The sequence below is a fragment of the Streptacidiphilus anmyonensis genome (assembly GCF_000787855.1).
GTDB lineage: Bacteria > Actinomycetota > Actinomycetes > Streptomycetales > Streptomycetaceae > Streptacidiphilus > Streptacidiphilus anmyonensis.
In genome coordinates this window covers 56,973-74,084 of the sequence record NZ_BBPQ01000016.1, presented here as the reverse complement: position 1 = coordinate 74,084, position 17,112 = coordinate 56,973, and the positions used below count along the sequence as shown (strand labels likewise).

Sequence of the window (17,112 nt, the reverse complement as noted above, 5' to 3'; positions counted from 1 at the left end):
CCGAAGAGGACACAGCTGATGAAAACGCGTCACATCTACCACGCCGTCGACTCCCACACCGAGGGCATGCCGACCCGCGTCATCACCGGCGGCGTCGGCGTCGTCCCCGGTGCGACGATGGCCGAGCGGCGGACCTACTTCCAGGCGCACCTGGACGACCTGCGCACGCTGCTGATGTACGAACCCCGCGGCCACGCCGCGATGAGCGGGGCGATCCTGCAACCGCCCACCAGACCCGACGCGGACTACGGGGTGCTGTTCATCGAGGTGTCCGGGCTCCTGCCGATGTGCGGGCACGGGACGATCGGGGTCGCGACCGTGCTCGTGGAGACCGGGATGGTGCCGGTCGTCGAACCGGTGACGACCGTGCGGCTGGACACCCCGGCCGGGCTCGTCACCGTGGACGTCGCCGTCGAGGACGGTTCGGCGACGGCCGTCACCTTCACCAACGTGCCGTCGTTCTGCGCGCGGCTCGACGCGAAGGCGCACGTGCCCGGGTTCGGGGAGATCCGGTACGACCTCGCCTTCGGCGGCAACTTCTACGCGATCGTCCAACTCGACGACTACGGGCTGCCGTTCGACCGCGAGCCGGCCACCAAGGAGCAGCTCCTGAAGGCCGGCCTGGCGACCATGGCGGCGATCAACGCGGCCGACGAGCCCGTCCATCCCGAGGACCCGCGCATCCACGGCGTGCACCACGTGTACTTCGCCGCGCCCGGGTCGACCGCCGTGCGCTCGCGGCACGCCATGGCGATCCACCCGGGCTGGTTCGACCGCTCGCCCTGCGGGACGGGCACCTCCGCGCGGATGGCCCAGCTGCACGCGCGCGGAGAGCTGGCGCTGGGCGCGGAGTTCGTCAACGAGTCCTACATCGGCACGCGGTTCGTCGGGCGGCTGGTCGAGGAGACCACGATCGCGGGACGACCGGCCGTCGTGCCGACCGTCACCGGTCGGGCCTGGATCACCGGGACCGCGCAGTACTTCCTCGACCCGACCGACCCGTTCCCCAGGGGGTTCCTGCTCTGACCGTCCGGGCCGCCTCGGCTGGCCCTTACTGCAGACCGTCGGCGCGGCACGCCGCCGCGTACGTCGACGTGCAGATCTGCCCCACGGTGTAGAGGCCGTCCGCGACGACGGTCTGCTTGATGTCGTCCTTGGTGAGCAGCACCGGGGTGAGCAGGTCGGCGTGCACGTCGTCGCCGGAGGCGCTGATCTTCATCGCGGCGGCGAGCGAGCCGATGTCGCGGCCCTGGAGCAGGTCCACGGCGAGTTCGGCGGCGGCCTCGGCCTCGGGCCGGTACGCCTTGTAGACGCTGTACGCCTGGGTGCCGGCCACGATCCGCTGGACGGCGTCCAGTTGGGCGTCCTGCCCGCCGATCGGGACGCCGCTGAGGCCCGCGGTCCTCATCGCGCTGATGATGCCGGCGGCCATGCCGTCGTTCGCGGAGTAGAAGCCCGCGATGTTCTTCGCGCCGAGCTGGTTGATCGCGGCAGTGGCCTTCTCCGCCGCGACGTCCGGCTTCCACATGCCGGACGCGTCGTAGGCGATGTCCACCTTGCCCTGCACGGCGGCGAGGAAGCCGCGTTCGAAGTCGATCGAGTTGGGGTCGGCGGCGTCGCCGTCGATCTCCACGACCTTGGCCGACGGGGTGGCCGCAGACCCCATCGCGTCGAGCAGGCCCTGGCCCTGGAGTTCGCCGACCTTCTCGTTGTCGAAGGACACGTAGGCGTCGACCGGCCCCTGGGCCAGGCGGTCGTAGGCGACGACCTTGACGCCCTTGGCCTTCGCCGCCTCGATGGAGGACTTGATCTGCGCGGAGTCCTGGGCGTCGATCACCAGCACGCCGACGCCGGCGTCGATCATCGTGCGCACCTGCTGCGCCTGGGTCTGCGCGCTCCCGGCCGCGTTGGCGTACCGCACCTGGACGTTCGGGGCCAGGGCCTTGACCTTGGCCTCGAACAGCGGCTTGTCGAACTGCTCGTACCGGGTCGCGGTGTCCTCCGGCAGCAGCAGACCGATCACCTGGGGCCCGGCGCTCGCGCCGCCGCCGGACCCGGCGGCGACGGAAGCGCCGCCGCCCGCGTCGGAGCCGCATGCGCAGAGTCCGAAGGCAAGGGCCACGGCCAGAGCGGTGACGGCCGGTGTGCGCTTCATGCTGGGCCTCATGCGGTGCGGTGCCTCCTTGCCGAGGTCACCGGGTGCGGTGACCGAAGTGGCAGGGAGTCAACCGGCGCCGGTGGGCCACGTCAAGAAGTGAACACCCAGCCGTTACCACAAGGACATCTTCGTTCACGTTCGAAGCCTGCCCCAAGCCGGGGCCGACGCCTCACACCTGACCGGCCGCCATGTCCATCAGCCGGCCCAGGACGCGTTCGCCGTCCACCCGGACGCCGTCGTGCTCCCACTCGTTGGTCACCCAGGCGCGGACCGAGCCGACCTCGGCCGCGGTGCGCAGCGACAACTGGGCGTCGACGTACATGTCGTCGAAGTAGACCGCCGCCGCGACCGGGACCTCGTTGGCCGCCAGCCGCGCCCGGTCGTAGAGCGCGGGCCAGTCGGCGCGCCCGGCGAGGAGCTCGGCCGCCTCGGCGAACGGGCGCAGCGCGGCGACGTCCCGGAACATCCAGGGGAGGATCATCTCGCCGGTCAGCAGCAGCGGGTCGGCGTCCTCGGCGAACCCCGGCAGCGAGTCCAGCACGCGCTGAGCGGCCCAGGCCGTCGGTCCGGACCCCGACTGCCCGTAGATCGACTCGTGGAGGACGGCGAACAGGGGGTTGGCGACGAAACCCGTCATCTGGCCCACCTCGTTCAGGAACACGTCGGTGGGCGCGCCGTCGGCGTCGAGCGCCTCGTCCAGCAGCCAGTGCAGCCGCTCGAAGCCCGCGCCCATGCCCAGCTCCATCCCGAGGAAGCGCAGCCGCCGGACCGTCAGCAGGTCGCCGTCCGGCAGCCGGGCCGGCTCCTTGGCGAGCCGCTGGGCGAGCCGCCGCAGGGTCTCCTGGTCGGCCGGGTAACGCGCGGCGAAGGCCGCGTTCTTGGCCTGCACGCGGGGAGCCGTCGCCCGGTAGACGTCCTCCGCGGTGGCCTCCAGGCCGGCCAGGCCGCCGGTCACGTAGCAGGCGGCCAGCCCCTCCGGGGCCTGGGAGAGGTACGTCAGCGTCAGGAACCCGCCGTAGCTCTGCCCGAGCGTCTCCCACGGCCGGCCGCCGGTCAGCTGCCCCCGGATCAGCTCGGCGTCCGCGACGATCGAGTCCGCGCGGAAGAAGCCGAGGTACTCGGCGAGCGCTGCGGCGGAGGGGAACCGCGCGGCGGTGCGTCCGGTGACGGGCGTGCTGCGTCCGGTGCCGCGCTGGTCCAGGAGCAGCACGCGGTGCGTGCGCAGCGCGCGACGCAGCCAGGACGGGTTCCCGGCGGTCGGCCGCGGCGACTTGCCGCCCGGCCCGCCCTGGAGGAACAGCAGCCAGGGCAGGTCCTGCCCGGCGTTCGCCGGATCCACGACCTCGCGGGCGAAGACCTCGATCGTGCCTCGGTCCGGGGCGTGGTGGTCGAGCGGGACGTCGAAGGTGTGGTCGGTGACGGCGAGGCCGGGGAGGCGGACGCCGATGCTGCGGGGCGTGGTCGTGGATGCGCTCGCGGGTGCGGTCCTGGGTGCGGTCATGGGTGCGGCGGGTTCCGTTCTGCGTCAGGAGGCTTCGGCGGTACACCGTGATGGTGCAGGATGATGTTTCACATATCCATGAGCCGAGAGGTCCGAGGTGAACCCGGAGTCCATCGACAGCGACGGCGGCGTGCTCAACCTGCCCTCGGTCCAGGCCCGCCGCAGTCTCCGCGAGCAGGTCACCCACGCGCTGCGCGCCGCGCTCGTCGCGGGCGAGCTGCGTCCCGGCATCGTCTACTCCGCGCCGGTGCTGGCGGGCGAGTTCGGCGTCTCGGCGACGCCCGTGCGCGAGGCGATGCTCGATCTGGCCAAGGAGGGCCTGGTCGAAGTCGTCCGCAACAAGGGCTTCCGCGTCATCGGCCTGACCGAGCAGGACCTGGACGACTTCACCGAGATCCGCGAGCTGATCGAGATCCCGGCCACGGTCCGCGTCGCCGAGACCGCAGCCCCCGAGCAGTTGGAGCCGCTGCGCGCGCACGCCCGCGCCATCGTCGAGGCCGCCCGCGCGGGCGACCTGGTCGCCTACATCGAGTCGGACCGCCTCTTCCACCTCGGCCTGCTCGCCCTGCACGGCAACCGCCACCTCGTCGACACCGTCCGCGAACTGCGCAGCCGCTCCCGCCTGTACGGCCTCCAGGCCCTGGTCTCCGCGGGCCGCCTGGTCGACTCCGCGGAGGAACACGAACGCCTCCTCGACGCGATGCTCTCCCGCGACCTCCCGGCGGTCGAGCACCTGATCGCCGAACACCTCGGCCACGTCCGAAGACTGTGGGCGGCGCAGGAGGACTGATCACACCCGTCCCGCCCGCCGCTGGGCGACGACCACGTCGAACAGCCTCCAGCCGTCGACCACGGCGGTGCTGCCCGGAGCCCAGCCGCGTGCGGACGCCTCGTCGAGCAGCGCGCGGGCGGCGCCCGGCTCGTGCAGGTTCAGCCACCGCCCGGCGGTGGTGCCCACCGTGCCGGAATGCAGGAAGCCGTCCGGCACGAGGCGCCCCGGCGCCTGACGGAACACGACGCTGAGGCGTCCGGCCGAGCCGAGACGACGGAGCGTCAGGATCTCGCGGCAGTCGACGAACCGGTGGTGGCCCGTGGCGGGGTCCTCGACGTGCTGATGATCGTGGCCGACCGTCCACAGGTACGTCGCATCGCCGACGAGGAGCCGGCGCGCTTGGCGACTGCGTCTGGGCACGGGGCAGCGTAACGCGCCACGGGTCGGCGGTCGCCCGGGTAGGGGCCACCGTGTTGTGGCTCACGCCCCCGCGGCGAGAGTCAGGCCGGTGGCGAGCATGGTGGTGGCCACCAGGGCGTCGAGGGCGCGCCAGGAGGAGGCGCGGCGGAAGAACGGGGCCAGGAGGCGGGCGCCGAAGCCGAGGGCGGCGAACCAGCAGAGGCTGGCCGAGGCCGCGCCGAGGGCGAACTGCCAGCGCAGCGGCCCGTGTCCGGCGGCCACCGCGCCGAGGAGGAGGACGGTGTCGAGGTAGACGTGGGGGTTGAGCCACGTCATCGCGAGGCAGGTGAGGACCGCGCGGCGGCCGGAGTGGACGGTGGGGCCGCCCGCCTCCAGGGAGGACGGCCGGAACGCGCGCCGCGCCGCGAGGAGCGCGTAGCCCAGCAGGAACGCCGCGCCCACCGCGCGGATCGCGGTGAGCGCCGCCGGCCAGGCCGTCACCAGGACGCCGAGACCACCCACGCCGCAGGCGATCAGCACCGCGTCCGAGGCCGCGCAGATCGCGACCACCGGCAGCACCGCCTCGCGGCGGATGCCCTGGCGTAGGACGAAGGCGTTCTGCGCGCCGATGGCGACGATGAGCGAGAGGCCGGTTCCGAAGCCGGCCGCGGCGGCGGTGAGTGCGTTCCCCATGGCGCCCACCGTAGGAACGGGTCGCCGCTAAGACCAGCTAAAGATTTTTACGTAGCATGAGCGTTCGTGAAGAACGAGCTGCCGCACGACCTGGTCCGGACCCTTCTGGCCGTCGTCGACGAGGGCACCTTCGACGCCGCCGCGGCGGTCCTCCACGTGACGCCCTCCGCCGTCAGCCAGCGCGTCAAGGCGCTCGAACAACGCACCGGCCGGGTCCTGCTGACCCGCACCCGGCCGGTGCGGGCCACCGACTCCGGGCAGGTCGTCGTCCGCTACGCCCGCCAGCTCGCGCGGCTCGAAGGGGACGCCAGGACGGCCCTCGGCATGGACGAGGTGAGGGAGAGCGCGCAGACCTCGCTCGCCGTCGCCGTCAACGCCGACTCGCTCGCCACCTGGTTCGTCCCCGCCCTCGCCGGGCTCGCGCAGGACGCGCGGATCCAGCTGGACCTGCGGCGCGAGGACGAGGCCCACACGACGCAACTGCTGCGCGAGGGCGAGGTGCTGGCGGCCGTCACCTCCTCGCCGGACCCGGTCGCCGGCTGCTCGGTCCGCCGCCTCGGCGCGATGCGCTACCTGCCCGTCGCCGCACCGTGGTTCGCCGCGCGATGGCTGGACGGCGGGACGACGGAGAGGATCGCGTCCGCGCCCGTGGTCTGCTTCGACCGCCGCGACGAACTGCAGGACGCGTTCGTCCGGGAGCTGACCGGGGGACGCTGCCCGGCGAGCGGACTGCGGCACTACGTGCCGTCCAGCGAGGGCTTCGCCCAGGCCGTCACGGCCGGTCTGGGGTGGGGGCTCGTCCCGGAGGAGCAGGCCGCGCCGGGGCTGCGCGCGGCCGCACTCGTGGAGTTCCTGCCGGGCCGGACGTTCGACGTCCCGCTGTTCTGGCAGCAGTGGCGTCTCGACTCGCCCGCCCTGGCGACGGTCGCCACCGTCGTCGCCGCCGCGGCCGGGCGCAGCCTGCGCAACCCGCCGTCGGCCTGACGGCTCCCGACCGCACGGAAGGGGCCTTCCGCCGGTCGGCGGAAGACCCCTGGCCCGTGCGGTCGGTCCCTGTGCCCTACTGCTCGCGCGGCAGCAACTGCATCAGGCCCGCCAGCGTCAGCTCCATCGCCGCCAGGACCAGCACGCCCGACTCGAAGGCGTGGGCGTAGCCGCCGCTGAGGGAGCCGTAGAAGACCAGGCCCACGAGCGCCACCCCGACCGCACCGCCCACCTGCTGGAGCGTGGTGATGACGCCCGAGGCCGCGCCGACCAGGTGGTTGCCGACCCGGCTGAGGGAGGCGCCGGTCAGCGGACCGAGGACCAGGCCCATGCCGACGCCGTCGACGACCAGGCCCGGGATCAGCCACAGCACCCGCGCCGTGCCCGGGGCGTCACCGGCGACGCGCGCCCCGCCCCACAGCAGGGCCAGACCGAGCGCCATGCCGACCGCGCCCAGGGTGACCGCCTGGCGGCCGAGCCGGGCGGCGACCACGTCCGAGCGCAGCGAGCTGGCGAAGTAGCCCAGGGCCAGGACCGTGAAGACGATGCCCGAGGCCAGCGGGTCCAGGCCGCGGCCGAGTTGCAGGTAGAGCGCGAGGATCAGGAAGAACGAGCCCTGCCCGGCGGCGAAGATCACCTGGGTGACCGAACCCAGGGCGAAGACCCGGCCCCGGAACAGCTCCGGCGGAACCAGCGGGGAGCCGCCGCGAGCCGCCAGCCGGCGCTGGTGCAGGGCGAAGACGACCAGCAGGACGACGGAGGCGGCCAGGGTGAGCCAGGTCCACAGCGGCCAGCCGGCCTGGCGGCCCTGGACCAGCGGCAGCAGCAGCGCCACCAGCGCGGTGGTGATCAGCGCCGTCCCGGTGTTGTCCAGACGCGGACGCCTGGGCGCACGCGACTCGGGCAGGCTGCGGCGCACCGTCGCCAGCGCGGCGAGGCCGACCGGGATGTTGATCAGGAAGCAGGAGCGCCAGCCGCTGCCGAAGAGGTCCGCCCTGATCAGCACGCCGCCGATGAGCTGGCCGCAGACCGCGCCCAGCCCCATGGTGACGGCGTAGAGGGCGATCGCACGCGCCTGGGCGGCCCCCTGGTACGCGGTGCGGATGATGGCGAGCACCTGCGGCGCCATCAGCGCGGCCGCGAGGCCCTGCGCGATGCGGGCGGCGACGAGCAGGTCGATGTCCGGGGCGAGTCCGCAGGCGGCGGAGGCGGCGGTGAACAGTCCGAGCCCCAGCGCGAACATCCGGCGGCGGCCGTGGATGTCGCCCAGCCGCCCCGCGCTGATCAGACCGGCGGCCAGGGCCAGCGAGTAGCCCACCATGATCCACTGGATCGCCCCGGAGGACGCGGCGAGTCCGTGCTGCATCGAGGGGATGGCCACGTTGACGATGAAGAAGTCGAGCGCGTACATGAACGTGGCGGTCAGGACCACCGGCAGCAGCCCGCGCGGCGCGGCGCTCGCGTCGGCGTCGTGGGCGAACCGCTGGTCCTTGACAGCCGGGGAGGCCGGGGCCGGGACACGGGTGCTGGACATGGTCTGCTTCCGCTTCTTTCGAGGTCTGGACTGGACTGGGGGACTGGACTGAGGGAGTGCGGGGATGCGGGCCGCGCGGGGCTGTGGGAGCAGCCCCGCGCGGGGCTCGGGGGATCCGCCGGGTCGACGGGCTCGACCGGTTCAGACCGCGGGGACCTTGTCGAGGAAGCCGTGGACCTGCGCGATCCGGCCGTCGGCGTCGGCGACCAGGACGTCGAAGCCGACCACCAGCGCCTCGCCGCCGGCCGGGCCGAGCTCCCAGGTGAACCGGGCGATGTCGTGGTGGGCGTCGACCGGGCCGCCGAGCCGGAAGACCAGGCCGGGGAACTGCGCCTGCACCGCGCCCAGCATGGCGTCGACGGCGTCGCGGCCCTCGGCGGCGACCAGCGGGTCGGTGTAGCGGGCGTCCTCGGCCCAGCTCGCGTCGACGAGGTGGCGGCGCGCGGCGGGGTCGGTCTCGTTCCAGGCGGCGATGTAGCGGTCGGCCAGGTCCTGAAGGGTGGTGGCGGTGGTGTCCATCTCGGGCTCCTCGTCCGTTCGTTCGTCTGTTCGTTCCGTTTCCTTGCAGGTCAAAAAGCTACGGACGGCGGCGGGGGACCGAATCAGTCGCACTTAGGTACTTCGGTCGGGGAATGTCAGCACGGGGATGTCGGCGGCGCTCGGTAGGGTGCTTGGCATGCTGGACGGACGGGGGCCCGAACAGGCCGCTATCGACGAACTGCTGCGCGCGGCCGCGACGGAGCGCCGCAGCGGGGTGCTGGTGCTGCGCGGCGAGCCGGGGATCGGCAAGACCGCGTTGCTGGACTACGCCGCCGCCTCTGCGGAGCCGTCGGGCGGGTGGACGGTGCTGCGGGCGGCCGGCGTGGAAGCCGAGTCGGATCTGCCGTTCGCCGCGCTGCAGTTGCTCCTCGCCCCCGCGCTCGGCGGGCTGGCCGCACTGCCCGAGCCGCAACGGCAGGCGCTGGAGCGGGCGTTCGGCCTCGCCGAACCGGACGCCAGGGCCGCTCAGGGCAACCGCCTGCTGGTCGGCCTCGGGGTGCTCGGGCTGCTCGCGGAGCTGGCCGAGTCCGGCCCGGTGCTCTGCCTGGTGGACGACCTCCAGTGGTGCGACGCCGCCTCCACGGAGGCGCTGCTGCTGGCCGCGCGTCGGCTGCGAGCCGAGGGTGTCGTGGTGCTGTACGCCGCGCGGGAGGGCGAGGGCGCGGCGCCCGCCGCCGGGCTGCCCGAGCTGCGTCTGGGCGGCCTGGACGAGACGTCCGCCGCGCGGCTGCTGGCCCGGCACGCGCCCGACGCCGACGAGGTGACCAGGCGTCAACTGCTGGAACTGGCCCATGGAAACCCGCTCGCCCTGCGCGAACTGCCGAGCGCCGAGGGCGCCGACGCGCCGCTGCCGCTCGCGGGCCGGCTCCAGCTCGCCTACCACGGGCAGCTCAGCCGGCTGCCCGCGGCGACGCAGACGCTGCTGCTCGTCGCGGCCGCCGAGGAGTCGGGCGAGCTCTCCGTCGTCCTCGAGGCGGCGGAGCGCCTCGGCGCGTCCCCGCGGGATCTGCAGCCCGCCGAGGCGGCGGCGCTGGTCGGCGTCACCGGGTCCGGCGGGCGGCTCGCCTTCCGGCATCCGCTGCTGCGCTCCGCTGTGCTCGGCCGGGCCCCGCTCGCCCAGCGTCTCGCGGCCCACGCCGCCCTCGCCGAGGTCCTGGACGGGCGCGAGGTCCCCGGCGGCGACGCGGCCGTGCGCCGCGCCTGGCACCTGGTGCAGGCGGCCCCCGGTCCGGACGAGTCCGTCGCCGCCACGCTGGAGGGCGTCGCCGAGACCGCGGCCGCCCGTGGCGGGCCCTCCGGCGCGGCGGCCGCGTACGAGCGCGCCGCGCTCCTCAGCCCCGCCCCCGAGGACGTCACCCGCCGCCTGGTCCTGGCCGCCGAGGCCGCGGCCGAGGCGGGCGAGGTCGTCCGCGCGGAGTCCCTCGCCGGGCGCGCGCACGCCCGCCGCCCCGCCGACCCGGTGATGCTGGCCCACGTGATGTTCATCCGCGGCGTCGCCCAGTTCTGGCGCGGCGCGCCGGACGGCGCGCACCGCCTGATGCTGGAGACGGCGGACCTCGTCGCCGACGCCCACCCCGTCCCGACGGCCCGGGTCCTCCTGCACGCCCTCGACGTCGCCCGCACCCTCGACGAGCCCGCCGTCACCCGCACCCTGCGCCGCCTCGCCGACCTCAAGCTCCCCCCGCAGGACGGTCTGGCCCCGGTCGTCTCCTACCTGCTGGCCGCGACGGAGAGCCGGATCGACCCCGTCGGGCGGGCCGCCTCGGCCGGTCCGACCGAGGACGCCGACTCGGCCGGGACGGCCGAGCAGATCGAGCGTGCGGCGCCGGGCGGGCAGCCGGGGCAGGTCGGGCGCGCCGGGCAAGGGCGACCGATCCGCTCCGCAGGGCAGGTTGAGGCCAGCGAGGCGGGGCAGGCGGGTCGGGCTGAGCTGCGCGGGCCGACCGGGCGGGCCCCTTCGGTGGGGCAGGGCGAGCCGTCCTGGGCGGCGGAGCTGAGCGAGCAGGGCAAGCCTGCTGGTCCTGCCGGCCACGCCCGGCTCCGCCAGCCCGTCAGGCAGGCCGGGGCTGCCGGGCCGGCGGAGCCGGGCGAGCGCGTCGGGCAGGCCGGGCAGGCCGGGTGGGCCGGTCCCGAGGGGGCCGGGGCCGGGACGGGATTGGCTGAGGTGCTTGCCGCCGCGCGGGCCGGTGGGGCCGTGGTGCCGGTGGATCTCGGGCAGGCGTGTGCGGCCGCGCTGTGGGCCGGGCGGGACGAGGAGGCGCTGGTCGTCACGGCGGAGGTCGTGGGCGAGGCGCGGGCCTCGGGCGTGCTCGCGGCGCTGCCGCCGCTGCTGGTCACGCTGGCGGAGGCCGAGCTGTTCCACGGGCGGGCGGGACAGGCGCGGGCGCATGCCGAGGAGGCGCTCGCGCTGGCCGAGGACGTGCAGCAGGTGCAGTGGTCCGCGCCGGTGCACAGCCTGCTCGCCTACCTCGCCGCCCAGCGGGGCGACGAGGACGCCTGCCAGGAGGCCCTGCGGACGGCCGGGACGCAGGCGCAGGGCGGCACGCCCGCGCTGTCGGGCGCGCCGTGGCGGTCGTGGGCCGCGGGGTTGCTCGACCTCGGCCACGGCCGCGCCGAGGAGGCTGTCACCGCGCTCGACGCGCTGCTGCGCGCACCCGACCTGGGTCAGGTCTCCGCGCTGCGGGCGGTGCCGGACGCCCTGGAGGCGGCCGTGCGGATCCGCCGCGGCGAGGCGCTGGCCGAGCCGCTCGCCCGGTTCGAGCGCTGGGCGGCGCGCTCCGAGCGCGGCTGGGCCCGCGCACTGGTGCTGCGCTGCCACGCGCTGCTCGCTCCGGAGGAGCTGGCCGAGCAGTTCTACCGCGAGGCCCTCGCCCTGCACGCCGGTGCCGGCCGTCCGTGGGAGGAGGCCCGAACGGCGCTCCTGTACGGCGAGTGGCTGCGCCGGGCCCGCCGCAAGTCCGAAGCCAGGGCCCCGCTGCGCGCGGCCGCGCGCGCCTTCGACCTGCTCGACGCCGCGCCCTGGGCGGCGCGCGCCCGCGCCGAGCTCGACGCCTCCGGCGCGGCCCCGTCCGAGCCGCGCACGGCGGGCCCGCTCGCGGGTCTGACCCCGCAGGAGAACCAGATCGTGCGGCTGGCCGCGCAGGGGCTCTCCAACCGGGACATCGCCGCCCAGCTGTTCCTGAGCGCGCGAACGGTCGGCTACCACCTCTACAAGGCGTACCCGAAGCTGGGCGTCGCCTCCCGGGGGGAGCTCGCGGCCCTGGTCTGATCCGCTCGCGTCGCAGGCCGCAGGCTGTGCGGCGGTGTGCGGCCCCCGGCGCGGAGGCGAGCCCGTCGCCGCCGGGTGATGATCGGAGGGTGGACGAGCAGCAGAGGGCGGACCAGCGAACGCAGCCGATCCTGGACGGGAGCGTCGTCTCCGTGGACGCCGCGCATCAGGCGGTCGTGTTCTACCGGCGGCTTCCTCACCCCGTCGCCCGCGTCTGGCCGTACCTCTCCCGCCCGGCCCTGCTGCGCCGCTGGCTGGCCGCCGCGGACCGCCTGGACCCGGCCGAGGGCGGGGGAGTGGTGCTGCGGTGGCTCAACACCGACACCGAGGGCCGCACGGTCGTCGCCACCGGCACGGTCACCGTCTACGATCCGCCGACGGTGCTCCAGTTGGACCTCGACCCGCACGGCCGGGTGCGCTTCGAGCTCGCCGACGACGGCCCCGGCTCCACCCTCGCCTTCAGCGCCGCCCTGCCCGCGCCGATCGACCGACCAGCCCTGCTGCTGGCCGGCTGGCACCTTCATCTGGACTACCTGGGACAGGCGTTGGACGGTGCCGAGGTCGACTGGCCGAGCTGGGACCTGGCCCGAGACTGGCAACCTCTCCACGACGCCTACGCCGCCCGCGCCTGACGGTCCCGCGACTGCCGCCCGTCTGGCGGCTGGAACCCGCCCTCCCGCGCCGGGCCGCCCGCACCGGGCCGCCCGCGCTGGGCCGCCCGCGCCCGTCCTCCCGGGCTCGACCCGTCGTGCTGGACCGCTCGCGCCTGTCCTCCCGGGCTCGACCCGTCGCGCTGGGCCTTGAGCGCCCGACCTCTCGCCCGGCCCCGCGCGGGGCCGCCCGCGTGCCCGGGCTCCCGCGCCCGTCCTCCGCACCGGGCCGCCCGCGCCGGACCCGCCGCGCGGGGCCTCCCGCGCCCGACCTCTCGCGTCGGACCGTCTTCGTCGTCGGTCAGGCGCTGAGCTCGCGCTCCAGCGGGGTGCGGAAGCGCGGGGTGACGCGCGCGTCGCCCAGGAACGCCGTGAGGCGCGCGGCTTCCTCGCCGACGGCCGCGAGCGCGTCCGCGCCGACGTCCTCCAGCAGCCGCCAGACGACGGAACCGTCGGCCGCCTGGGCCCAGCCGCCCACGACCCGGCCGTCCCACCACACGGTGGGGCCGATGTTGCCGGTGCGGTCGAAGAGCAGGTCCGCATGGGCGGCGTCGGTGTACCAGGAACGTTCGCGCCAGCCCATGGCGGTCGGGTCGAGGGCGGGCAACAGGGCGGCGCGGGGCTCGGTAGAGCCGGTCGGCGCCGTGTCGCCGGGCAGGACGTACCCCTCGCGCCCGGCCGGCTCCCCCTGCGGCAGGCCGACGTGCTCCGCGCCGACCGCGGCCAGCGCCTTGCGGACCGCGCCGAGCGGCCACCCCGTCCACCACTTCAGGTCGTCCTCGGTGCCGGGCCCGTAGCTCGCGAGCCAGCGGCGGACCAGCTCGGCGCGCGCCTCGTCGACCGGCAGGTCCGGCCAGGGCGCGCTCTCGACCCACCGGTAGGCGCTGGAGGTCCAGCTGCCGCGCGGGCGGTCCCGGCGGATCCGGTTCTCCGCGGCCAGCACGCGCAGCACGCGGGAGGCGACGGTCTGCACGGCCTCGTAGGGCTTGCCGGCCGCGACCGTGACGCGCTCCTGGAGGGCGGGCACGGCCGCGCCCAACTCCTGTCCGCTGGAGGGGCCGAGCCGCTTGAGCGCGGCCAGCGTCCGCCGCTCGGCCGCCGCGAGCCACGCGGCGTCCCAGCCACCGCCCTCGTCGAGGAAGGCGAGCAGCTTCTCGCGCTCCTTGGCAGCGATGGTCCGCGCCGCGGCGGTGTCGACGACGGGGGCGAGATCGACCGGGACGACGAAGAGCGTCCGGCGCATGGCCAGCAGCCGCACCAGCGACACCTCGTCGTACAGCGCGCGCTCCACCGCGTCCACGCCGGGGTCGGTCAGCCGGGCGGCGAGGGAGAGATAGACGGTCGCCGCGTCGGTGGCGTGCAGGGCGACCAGGTCGTCCGCGACAGCCAGCGGCTCGGCCCGCCGCACCAGCAGACGCGCGGTGACCCGCGCCCGGCGTTCGGCGGTGTCGATGCTTGGGAGCGCCATGACCAGCACCCTAACCGCCCCTTCACCCGCCTGCGTGCTAACGTCGAAGACGAGGCCGGGTGGAGTACCCGGTGTCCCGGACGAGCGCGTCGTACCCGGTCGGACAAGACGGCGCAGCAAGAGCGGTGGCCCCAGCGGCTTCCGTCCCCTACTGCGAGAGGTCCGCCGTCATGGCCTGGGTCGTGCTCCTTCTCTCCGGCATGCTCGAGACCGTCTGGGCGGTCGCCCTTCAGGCTTCCAAGGGCCTGTCCCGTCCGTTGCCGACGGTCGTCTTCTTCGTCACCGTCGTCCTCAGCATGGGCGGTCTCTCCTACGCGCTGCGCAGCGTCCCGCTCGGCACCGGCTACGCGGTCTGGGTCGCCGTCGGCACGCTCGGCACCGCCCTGTACGGGATGTTCGCCCTGGGGGAGCCCGTCACGGTCGCCCGCGCGCTCTTCCTCGCGATGATCGTCGGCGGCGTCGTCGGGCTCAAGCTCGCGCACTGAGCCCTCGGACCGAGGGCGGCTCGAGGATGCCACGGCAAATTCGATGGCATCCTCCGTCCCCCGTCAGTGAAGATCAAGCCGATGGTGGATCACATACTGACGCCCGCGCTCCTGCGCGCGGCCACGCGCAACAACGCGGACTGGTGCGAGGCGATGTGCCGCGCCCACGGACTGCGCGGCGAGTTCCGCTCCGACGCCTGGACCAGTCCGGTGCGCACTCCGCCCTACTACCCGGACGCGGTCACCCTCTCCGAGCACGCCGACGCGGCCGAGGTCCTCGGCCGCGTCGACCGCCGCAGTCCGGGCGCTTCGGTCAAGGACAGCTTCGCGCGGCTGGACCTGCGGCCCCACGGCTTCGAGCCGCTGTTCGACGCCGAGTGGATCGCCCGCGATCCCCAGCCCGTCGGCCGGCCCGCCGGCCCGTCGGCCGACTGGCGGCGGGTCAGGGACGCTGCCGGGTTGGAGCAGTGGGAACAGGCGTGGAACGGGGGAGCGCGCGGGCTGTTCGTGCCGTCGCTGCTGGACGATCCGTCGGTGCTGGTGCTCGCCGCACCGCAGTTCGCGGCGGGCGCGGTGCTGAGCCTGGGCGCGGGTGTCGTCGGGGTGTCGAACCTGTTCTGCGGCGACCGCGATCCCGACCGCGCCTGGCGGGACTGCCTGACCGCCGCCGCGGTCTACTGCCCCGGCCTGCCGGTCGTCGGCTACGAGCACGGGCCGGATCTCGACGCGGCCGCGAGCGTCGGCTTCGCGCGCCTGGGCGCGCTGCGGGTGTGGCTGGCCTCAGGCTGATCCGGGCGGCGCAGCCCTGCTCCGGCAGTCTCCGCAGCATAGATGACGTAGCGTCAGATTCTCCCGACCCGAATATTGATGGTCCGTCAGATTGAGGCTAGCCTCCGCTGAGAGCCCCCACCCGGCGTGCTCGGATCGACAGCCCGAGGAGGAACCGGCCATGCCCGAGGTATCCGTCAGCACCACCCTCGCCGCCCCGGCGGACAAGATCTGGGCGCTCATCACCGACTTCGAACGCTTCGGCGAGTGGAACACCATCCACACCGCCTTCCCCAACGGCGGCCCGGCCGAGCTCGCCGTCGGCGCGGTCTACGGCGAGAAGATGACCCTGATGGGCATGCCCGCCGAGGTCAGCTGGACCGTCAGCGAGGTCGCCGCCCCCGCCACCCTCGCCATGGACGGCAAGGGCCCGATGGGGATCACCCTGCGCCAGCAGTACCGCCTCACCGCGGACGGCGACGGCACCAAGGTCACCGTGGACAGCGAGTTCAAGGGCGCCGCGGTCAACATGCTGGCCGCCCGCGTCAAGGAGGCCACGACCAAGGCCCTGAACGAGTCCCTGGAGAAGCTCGCCGGGTTGGTGGCCTGAGAAGCGCCCGCCCTCGACGCGCTGATCTCCCGGGCCGACGCGGCCCCCTGACGGTGCGACGGTGCCTTCAGCCGATAGCGTGGCGTCATGCGGACTGCACTCATCACCGGCGCCAGCGCCGGAATCGGCGCGGCGTTCGCGCGCCGGCTCGGGAAGGACGGCCACGCGCTGGTCCTCGTCGCCCGCGACGAGGGCCGACTGGCCGCCTTCGCCGACGAACTCGCCAAGGAGCACGGCGTTCCGGTCGAGGTGCTCCCCGCCGACCTCGCCACCGACGCGGGGATCGCGGCGGTCGAGGCGCGGCTGACGGACGCCGAGCGCCCGGTGGACCTGCTGGTCAACAACGCCGGCTTCGGCTTCCGCAAGGGATTCCTCGATGTTCCGGTCGAGGACGAGCTGACGATGGTGAAGGTCCACATCGAGGCGGTGCTGCGGCTCACCCGCGCCGCGGTCCCCGGCATGCGCGAGCGCGGCAAGGGGTACGTCGTCAACGTCGCCTCGGTGGCCGCGTTCGTGCCGCGTGGTTCGTACGGCGCGAGCAAGTCCTGGGTGGTGCAGTTCACCGCGGGCGTGAACCGCGATCTCGTGGGCAGCGGCGTCACCCTTCAGGCGCTGTGCCCGGGGTTCACCCACACCGAGTTCCACCAGCGCGCCGAGATGGACATGTCCGGCGTCGGCGAGTGGATGTGGCTCGACGCGGACTACGTCGTGGACCAGTCGCTGCGCGACCTCGTCCGCGGCAAGTCCATCTGCGTGCCCTCGCGCCGCTACCAGGCGCTGGTCGCGCTCTCCCGCAAGGCCCCGCTCGCGCTCCTCGGCGGCATGTCCAGCGGCTTCGGCCGCAGGCCCACGGAGAAGTGAGCGAGCGCCCCCGCGCCGGCGCCGCAGGTGTGACGCTCTCGGCGGCGGGGACCGTCGCGTACGTCCTCGCCGTGGACGCCGGCCACTGGTCCGAGGCGCGGATCGTCCCGCGTGACTGCGCGGCCGTCGGCGTCGGCGACAACTGCACGCAGGTCCTCGTGCCCGGACCGGACTATGTCCCGCACGGCGGCTACGGCTGGCTCGGGTGGCTCGGGGTGACGGCCTTCGCGGTCGGGGCGATACTGCTGGCCGGGGCGGCCCTGCGGGCCCGCGCGTGGCGGCGTGGCGGCTACGCGGAGCTGACGGCGCAGGGCTCGGGGCATCCCGTGGAGTGAACGCTCGAAGGCGCGTGCGAAGCAGGGGAAGGAAGCGGGGAGAGGCAGGAATGGGAACGGCGGGCCCCCCCCGGGGGGGGGCCGCC

Annotated in this window: 17 protein-coding genes and 1 riboswitch; of the genes, 10 read left to right on the top strand and 7 right to left on the bottom strand. The window is 74.6% G+C overall.

Annotated elements, in window-relative coordinates:
- Nucleotides 1–18: 18 nt before the first annotated feature.
- The gene (locus tag TR50_RS17260) at nt 19–1,026 is read left to right on the top strand and encodes a proline racemase family protein (protein WP_042421734.1); all 1,008 of its coding nucleotides are present in this window, start codon (nt 19–21) and stop codon (nt 1,024–1,026) included.
- A 25-nt stretch (nt 1,027–1,051) separates the two neighbouring features.
- Here TR50_RS17260 and TR50_RS17255 read toward each other — a convergent pair whose 3' ends face one another.
- Both TR50_RS17255 and TR50_RS17250 read right to left on the bottom strand, forming a co-directional pair.
- On the bottom strand, nt 1,052–2,167 hold the full coding sequence (locus tag TR50_RS17255) for a sugar ABC transporter substrate-binding protein (protein ID WP_042421731.1): 1,116 nt from the start codon (nt 2,165–2,167) through the stop codon (nt 1,052–1,054).
- 160 nt (nt 2,168–2,327) lie between these two features.
- Nucleotides 2,328–3,659: an alpha/beta fold hydrolase gene (locus TR50_RS17250; protein WP_084700472.1), complete on the bottom strand. Its 1,332-nt coding sequence runs from the start codon at nt 3,657–3,659 to the stop codon at nt 2,328–2,330.
- Between the two features lie 139 nt (nt 3,660–3,798).
- Here TR50_RS17250 and TR50_RS17245 point away from each other — a divergent pair, with 139 nt between their 5' ends.
- Nucleotides 3,799–4,449: a GntR family transcriptional regulator gene (locus tag TR50_RS17245; protein WP_042421844.1), complete on the top strand. Its 651-nt coding sequence runs from the start codon at nt 3,799–3,801 to the stop codon at nt 4,447–4,449.
- On the opposite strand, the gene TR50_RS17240 is transcribed toward TR50_RS17245, so the two are convergent.
- Both TR50_RS17240 and TR50_RS17235 read right to left on the bottom strand, forming a co-directional pair.
- Nucleotides 4,450–4,851: a hypothetical protein gene (locus TR50_RS17240; protein ID WP_042421728.1), complete on the bottom strand. Its 402-nt coding sequence runs from the start codon at nt 4,849–4,851 to the stop codon at nt 4,450–4,452.
- A gap of 60 nt (nt 4,852–4,911) precedes the next feature.
- A complete protein-coding gene (locus TR50_RS17235) occupies nt 4,912–5,523 on the bottom strand; it encodes a LysE/ArgO family amino acid transporter (RefSeq protein ID WP_042421725.1) in 612 nt (203 codons plus the stop codon).
- A gap of 66 nt (nt 5,524–5,589) precedes the next feature.
- Here TR50_RS17235 and TR50_RS17230 point away from each other — a divergent pair, with 66 nt between their 5' ends.
- Nucleotides 5,590–6,507 carry a LysR family transcriptional regulator ArgP gene (locus TR50_RS17230; RefSeq protein ID WP_042421722.1) on the top strand — a complete coding sequence of 306 codons (918 nt, stop codon included), beginning with the start codon at nt 5,590–5,592 and terminating at the stop codon, nt 6,505–6,507.
- Between the two features lie 76 nt (nt 6,508–6,583).
- On the opposite strand, the gene TR50_RS17225 is transcribed toward TR50_RS17230, so the two are convergent.
- Entirely contained in the window at nt 6,584–8,041 is a 1,458-nt protein-coding gene (locus TR50_RS17225) for an MFS transporter (RefSeq protein ID WP_084700471.1), read from the bottom strand.
- A 141-nt stretch (nt 8,042–8,182) separates the two neighbouring features.
- Entirely contained in the window at nt 8,183–8,560 is a 378-nt protein-coding gene (locus TR50_RS17220; RefSeq protein WP_042421721.1) for a nuclear transport factor 2 family protein, read from the bottom strand.
- Between the two features lie 157 nt (nt 8,561–8,717).
- Between TR50_RS17220 and TR50_RS17215 the strand changes: the two genes are divergently transcribed.
- Entirely contained in the window at nt 8,718–11,849 is a 3,132-nt protein-coding gene (locus tag TR50_RS17215; protein WP_042421720.1) for an AAA family ATPase, read from the top strand.
- An 89-nt stretch (nt 11,850–11,938) separates the two neighbouring features.
- A complete protein-coding gene (locus tag TR50_RS46735) occupies nt 11,939–12,481 on the top strand; it encodes an SRPBCC family protein (RefSeq protein ID WP_052441053.1) in 543 nt (180 codons plus the stop codon).
- 319 nt (nt 12,482–12,800) lie between these two features.
- On the opposite strand, the gene TR50_RS17205 is transcribed toward TR50_RS46735, so the two are convergent.
- Nucleotides 12,801–13,967, bottom strand: coding sequence for a winged helix DNA-binding domain-containing protein (locus TR50_RS17205; RefSeq protein WP_042421837.1), 1,167 nt, complete (start codon nt 13,965–13,967; stop codon nt 12,801–12,803).
- Nucleotides 13,968–14,018: 51 nt separating this feature from the next.
- A riboswitch (guanidine-III (ykkC-III) riboswitch) is annotated at nt 14,019–14,085 on the top strand.
- Nucleotides 14,086–14,137: 52 nt separating this feature from the next.
- On the opposite strand from TR50_RS17205, the gene TR50_RS17200 reads away from it, so the two are divergent.
- The 5 genes from TR50_RS17200 to TR50_RS17180 all read left to right on the top strand — a co-directional run bounded on the left by TR50_RS17200 (nt 14,138) and on the right by TR50_RS17180 (nt 17,026).
- The gene (locus tag TR50_RS17200; RefSeq protein ID WP_042421717.1) at nt 14,138–14,452 is read left to right on the top strand and encodes a DMT family transporter; all 315 of its coding nucleotides are present in this window, start codon (nt 14,138–14,140) and stop codon (nt 14,450–14,452) included.
- An 81-nt stretch (nt 14,453–14,533) separates the two neighbouring features.
- A complete protein-coding gene (locus TR50_RS17195; protein WP_042421836.1) occupies nt 14,534–15,241 on the top strand; it encodes a hypothetical protein in 708 nt (235 codons plus the stop codon).
- Nucleotides 15,242–15,401: 160 nt separating this feature from the next.
- Entirely contained in the window at nt 15,402–15,830 is a 429-nt protein-coding gene (locus TR50_RS17190) for a type II toxin-antitoxin system Rv0910 family toxin (RefSeq protein WP_042421715.1), read from the top strand.
- Between the two features lie 87 nt (nt 15,831–15,917).
- The gene (locus TR50_RS17185; RefSeq protein WP_042421713.1) at nt 15,918–16,691 is read left to right on the top strand and encodes an SDR family NAD(P)-dependent oxidoreductase; all 774 of its coding nucleotides are present in this window, start codon (nt 15,918–15,920) and stop codon (nt 16,689–16,691) included.
- A complete protein-coding gene (locus TR50_RS17180; RefSeq protein ID WP_042421711.1) occupies nt 16,688–17,026 on the top strand; it encodes a hypothetical protein in 339 nt (112 codons plus the stop codon). Before TR50_RS17185 ends, TR50_RS17180 begins: the two co-directional genes overlap by 4 nt.
- Nucleotides 17,027–17,112: the final 86 nt, after the last annotated feature.

Bases quoted from the DNA above. Each gene is read 5' to 3' on its own strand.
- TR50_RS17260 (WP_042421734.1), top strand. From the start codon at position 19: ATGAAAACGCGTCACATCTACCACGCCGTCGACTCCCACACCGAGGGC.
- TR50_RS17255 (WP_042421731.1), bottom strand. From the start codon at position 2,167: ATGAGGCCCAGCATGAAGCGCACACCGGCCGTCACCGCTCTGGCCGTG.
- TR50_RS17250 (WP_084700472.1), bottom strand. From the start codon at position 3,659: ATGACCGCACCCAGGACCGCACCCGCGAGCGCATCCACGACCACGCCC.
- TR50_RS17235 (WP_042421725.1), bottom strand. From the start codon at position 5,523: ATGGGGAACGCACTCACCGCCGCCGCGGCCGGCTTCGGAACCGGCCTC.
- TR50_RS17225 (WP_084700471.1), bottom strand. From the start codon at position 8,041: ATGTCCAGCACCCGTGTCCCGGCCCCGGCCTCCCCGGCTGTCAAGGAC.
- TR50_RS17220 (WP_042421721.1), bottom strand. From the start codon at position 8,560: ATGGACACCACCGCCACCACCCTTCAGGACCTGGCCGACCGCTACATC.
- TR50_RS17215 (WP_042421720.1), top strand. From the start codon at position 8,718: ATGCTGGACGGACGGGGGCCCGAACAGGCCGCTATCGACGAACTGCTG.
- TR50_RS17205 (WP_042421837.1), bottom strand. From the start codon at position 13,967: ATGGCGCTCCCAAGCATCGACACCGCCGAACGCCGGGCGCGGGTCACC.
- TR50_RS17200 (WP_042421717.1), top strand. From the start codon at position 14,138: ATGGCCTGGGTCGTGCTCCTTCTCTCCGGCATGCTCGAGACCGTCTGG.
- TR50_RS17195 (WP_042421836.1), top strand. From the start codon at position 14,534: ATGGTGGATCACATACTGACGCCCGCGCTCCTGCGCGCGGCCACGCGC.
- TR50_RS17190 (WP_042421715.1), top strand. From the start codon at position 15,402: ATGCCCGAGGTATCCGTCAGCACCACCCTCGCCGCCCCGGCGGACAAG.
- TR50_RS17185 (WP_042421713.1), top strand. From the start codon at position 15,918: ATGCGGACTGCACTCATCACCGGCGCCAGCGCCGGAATCGGCGCGGCG.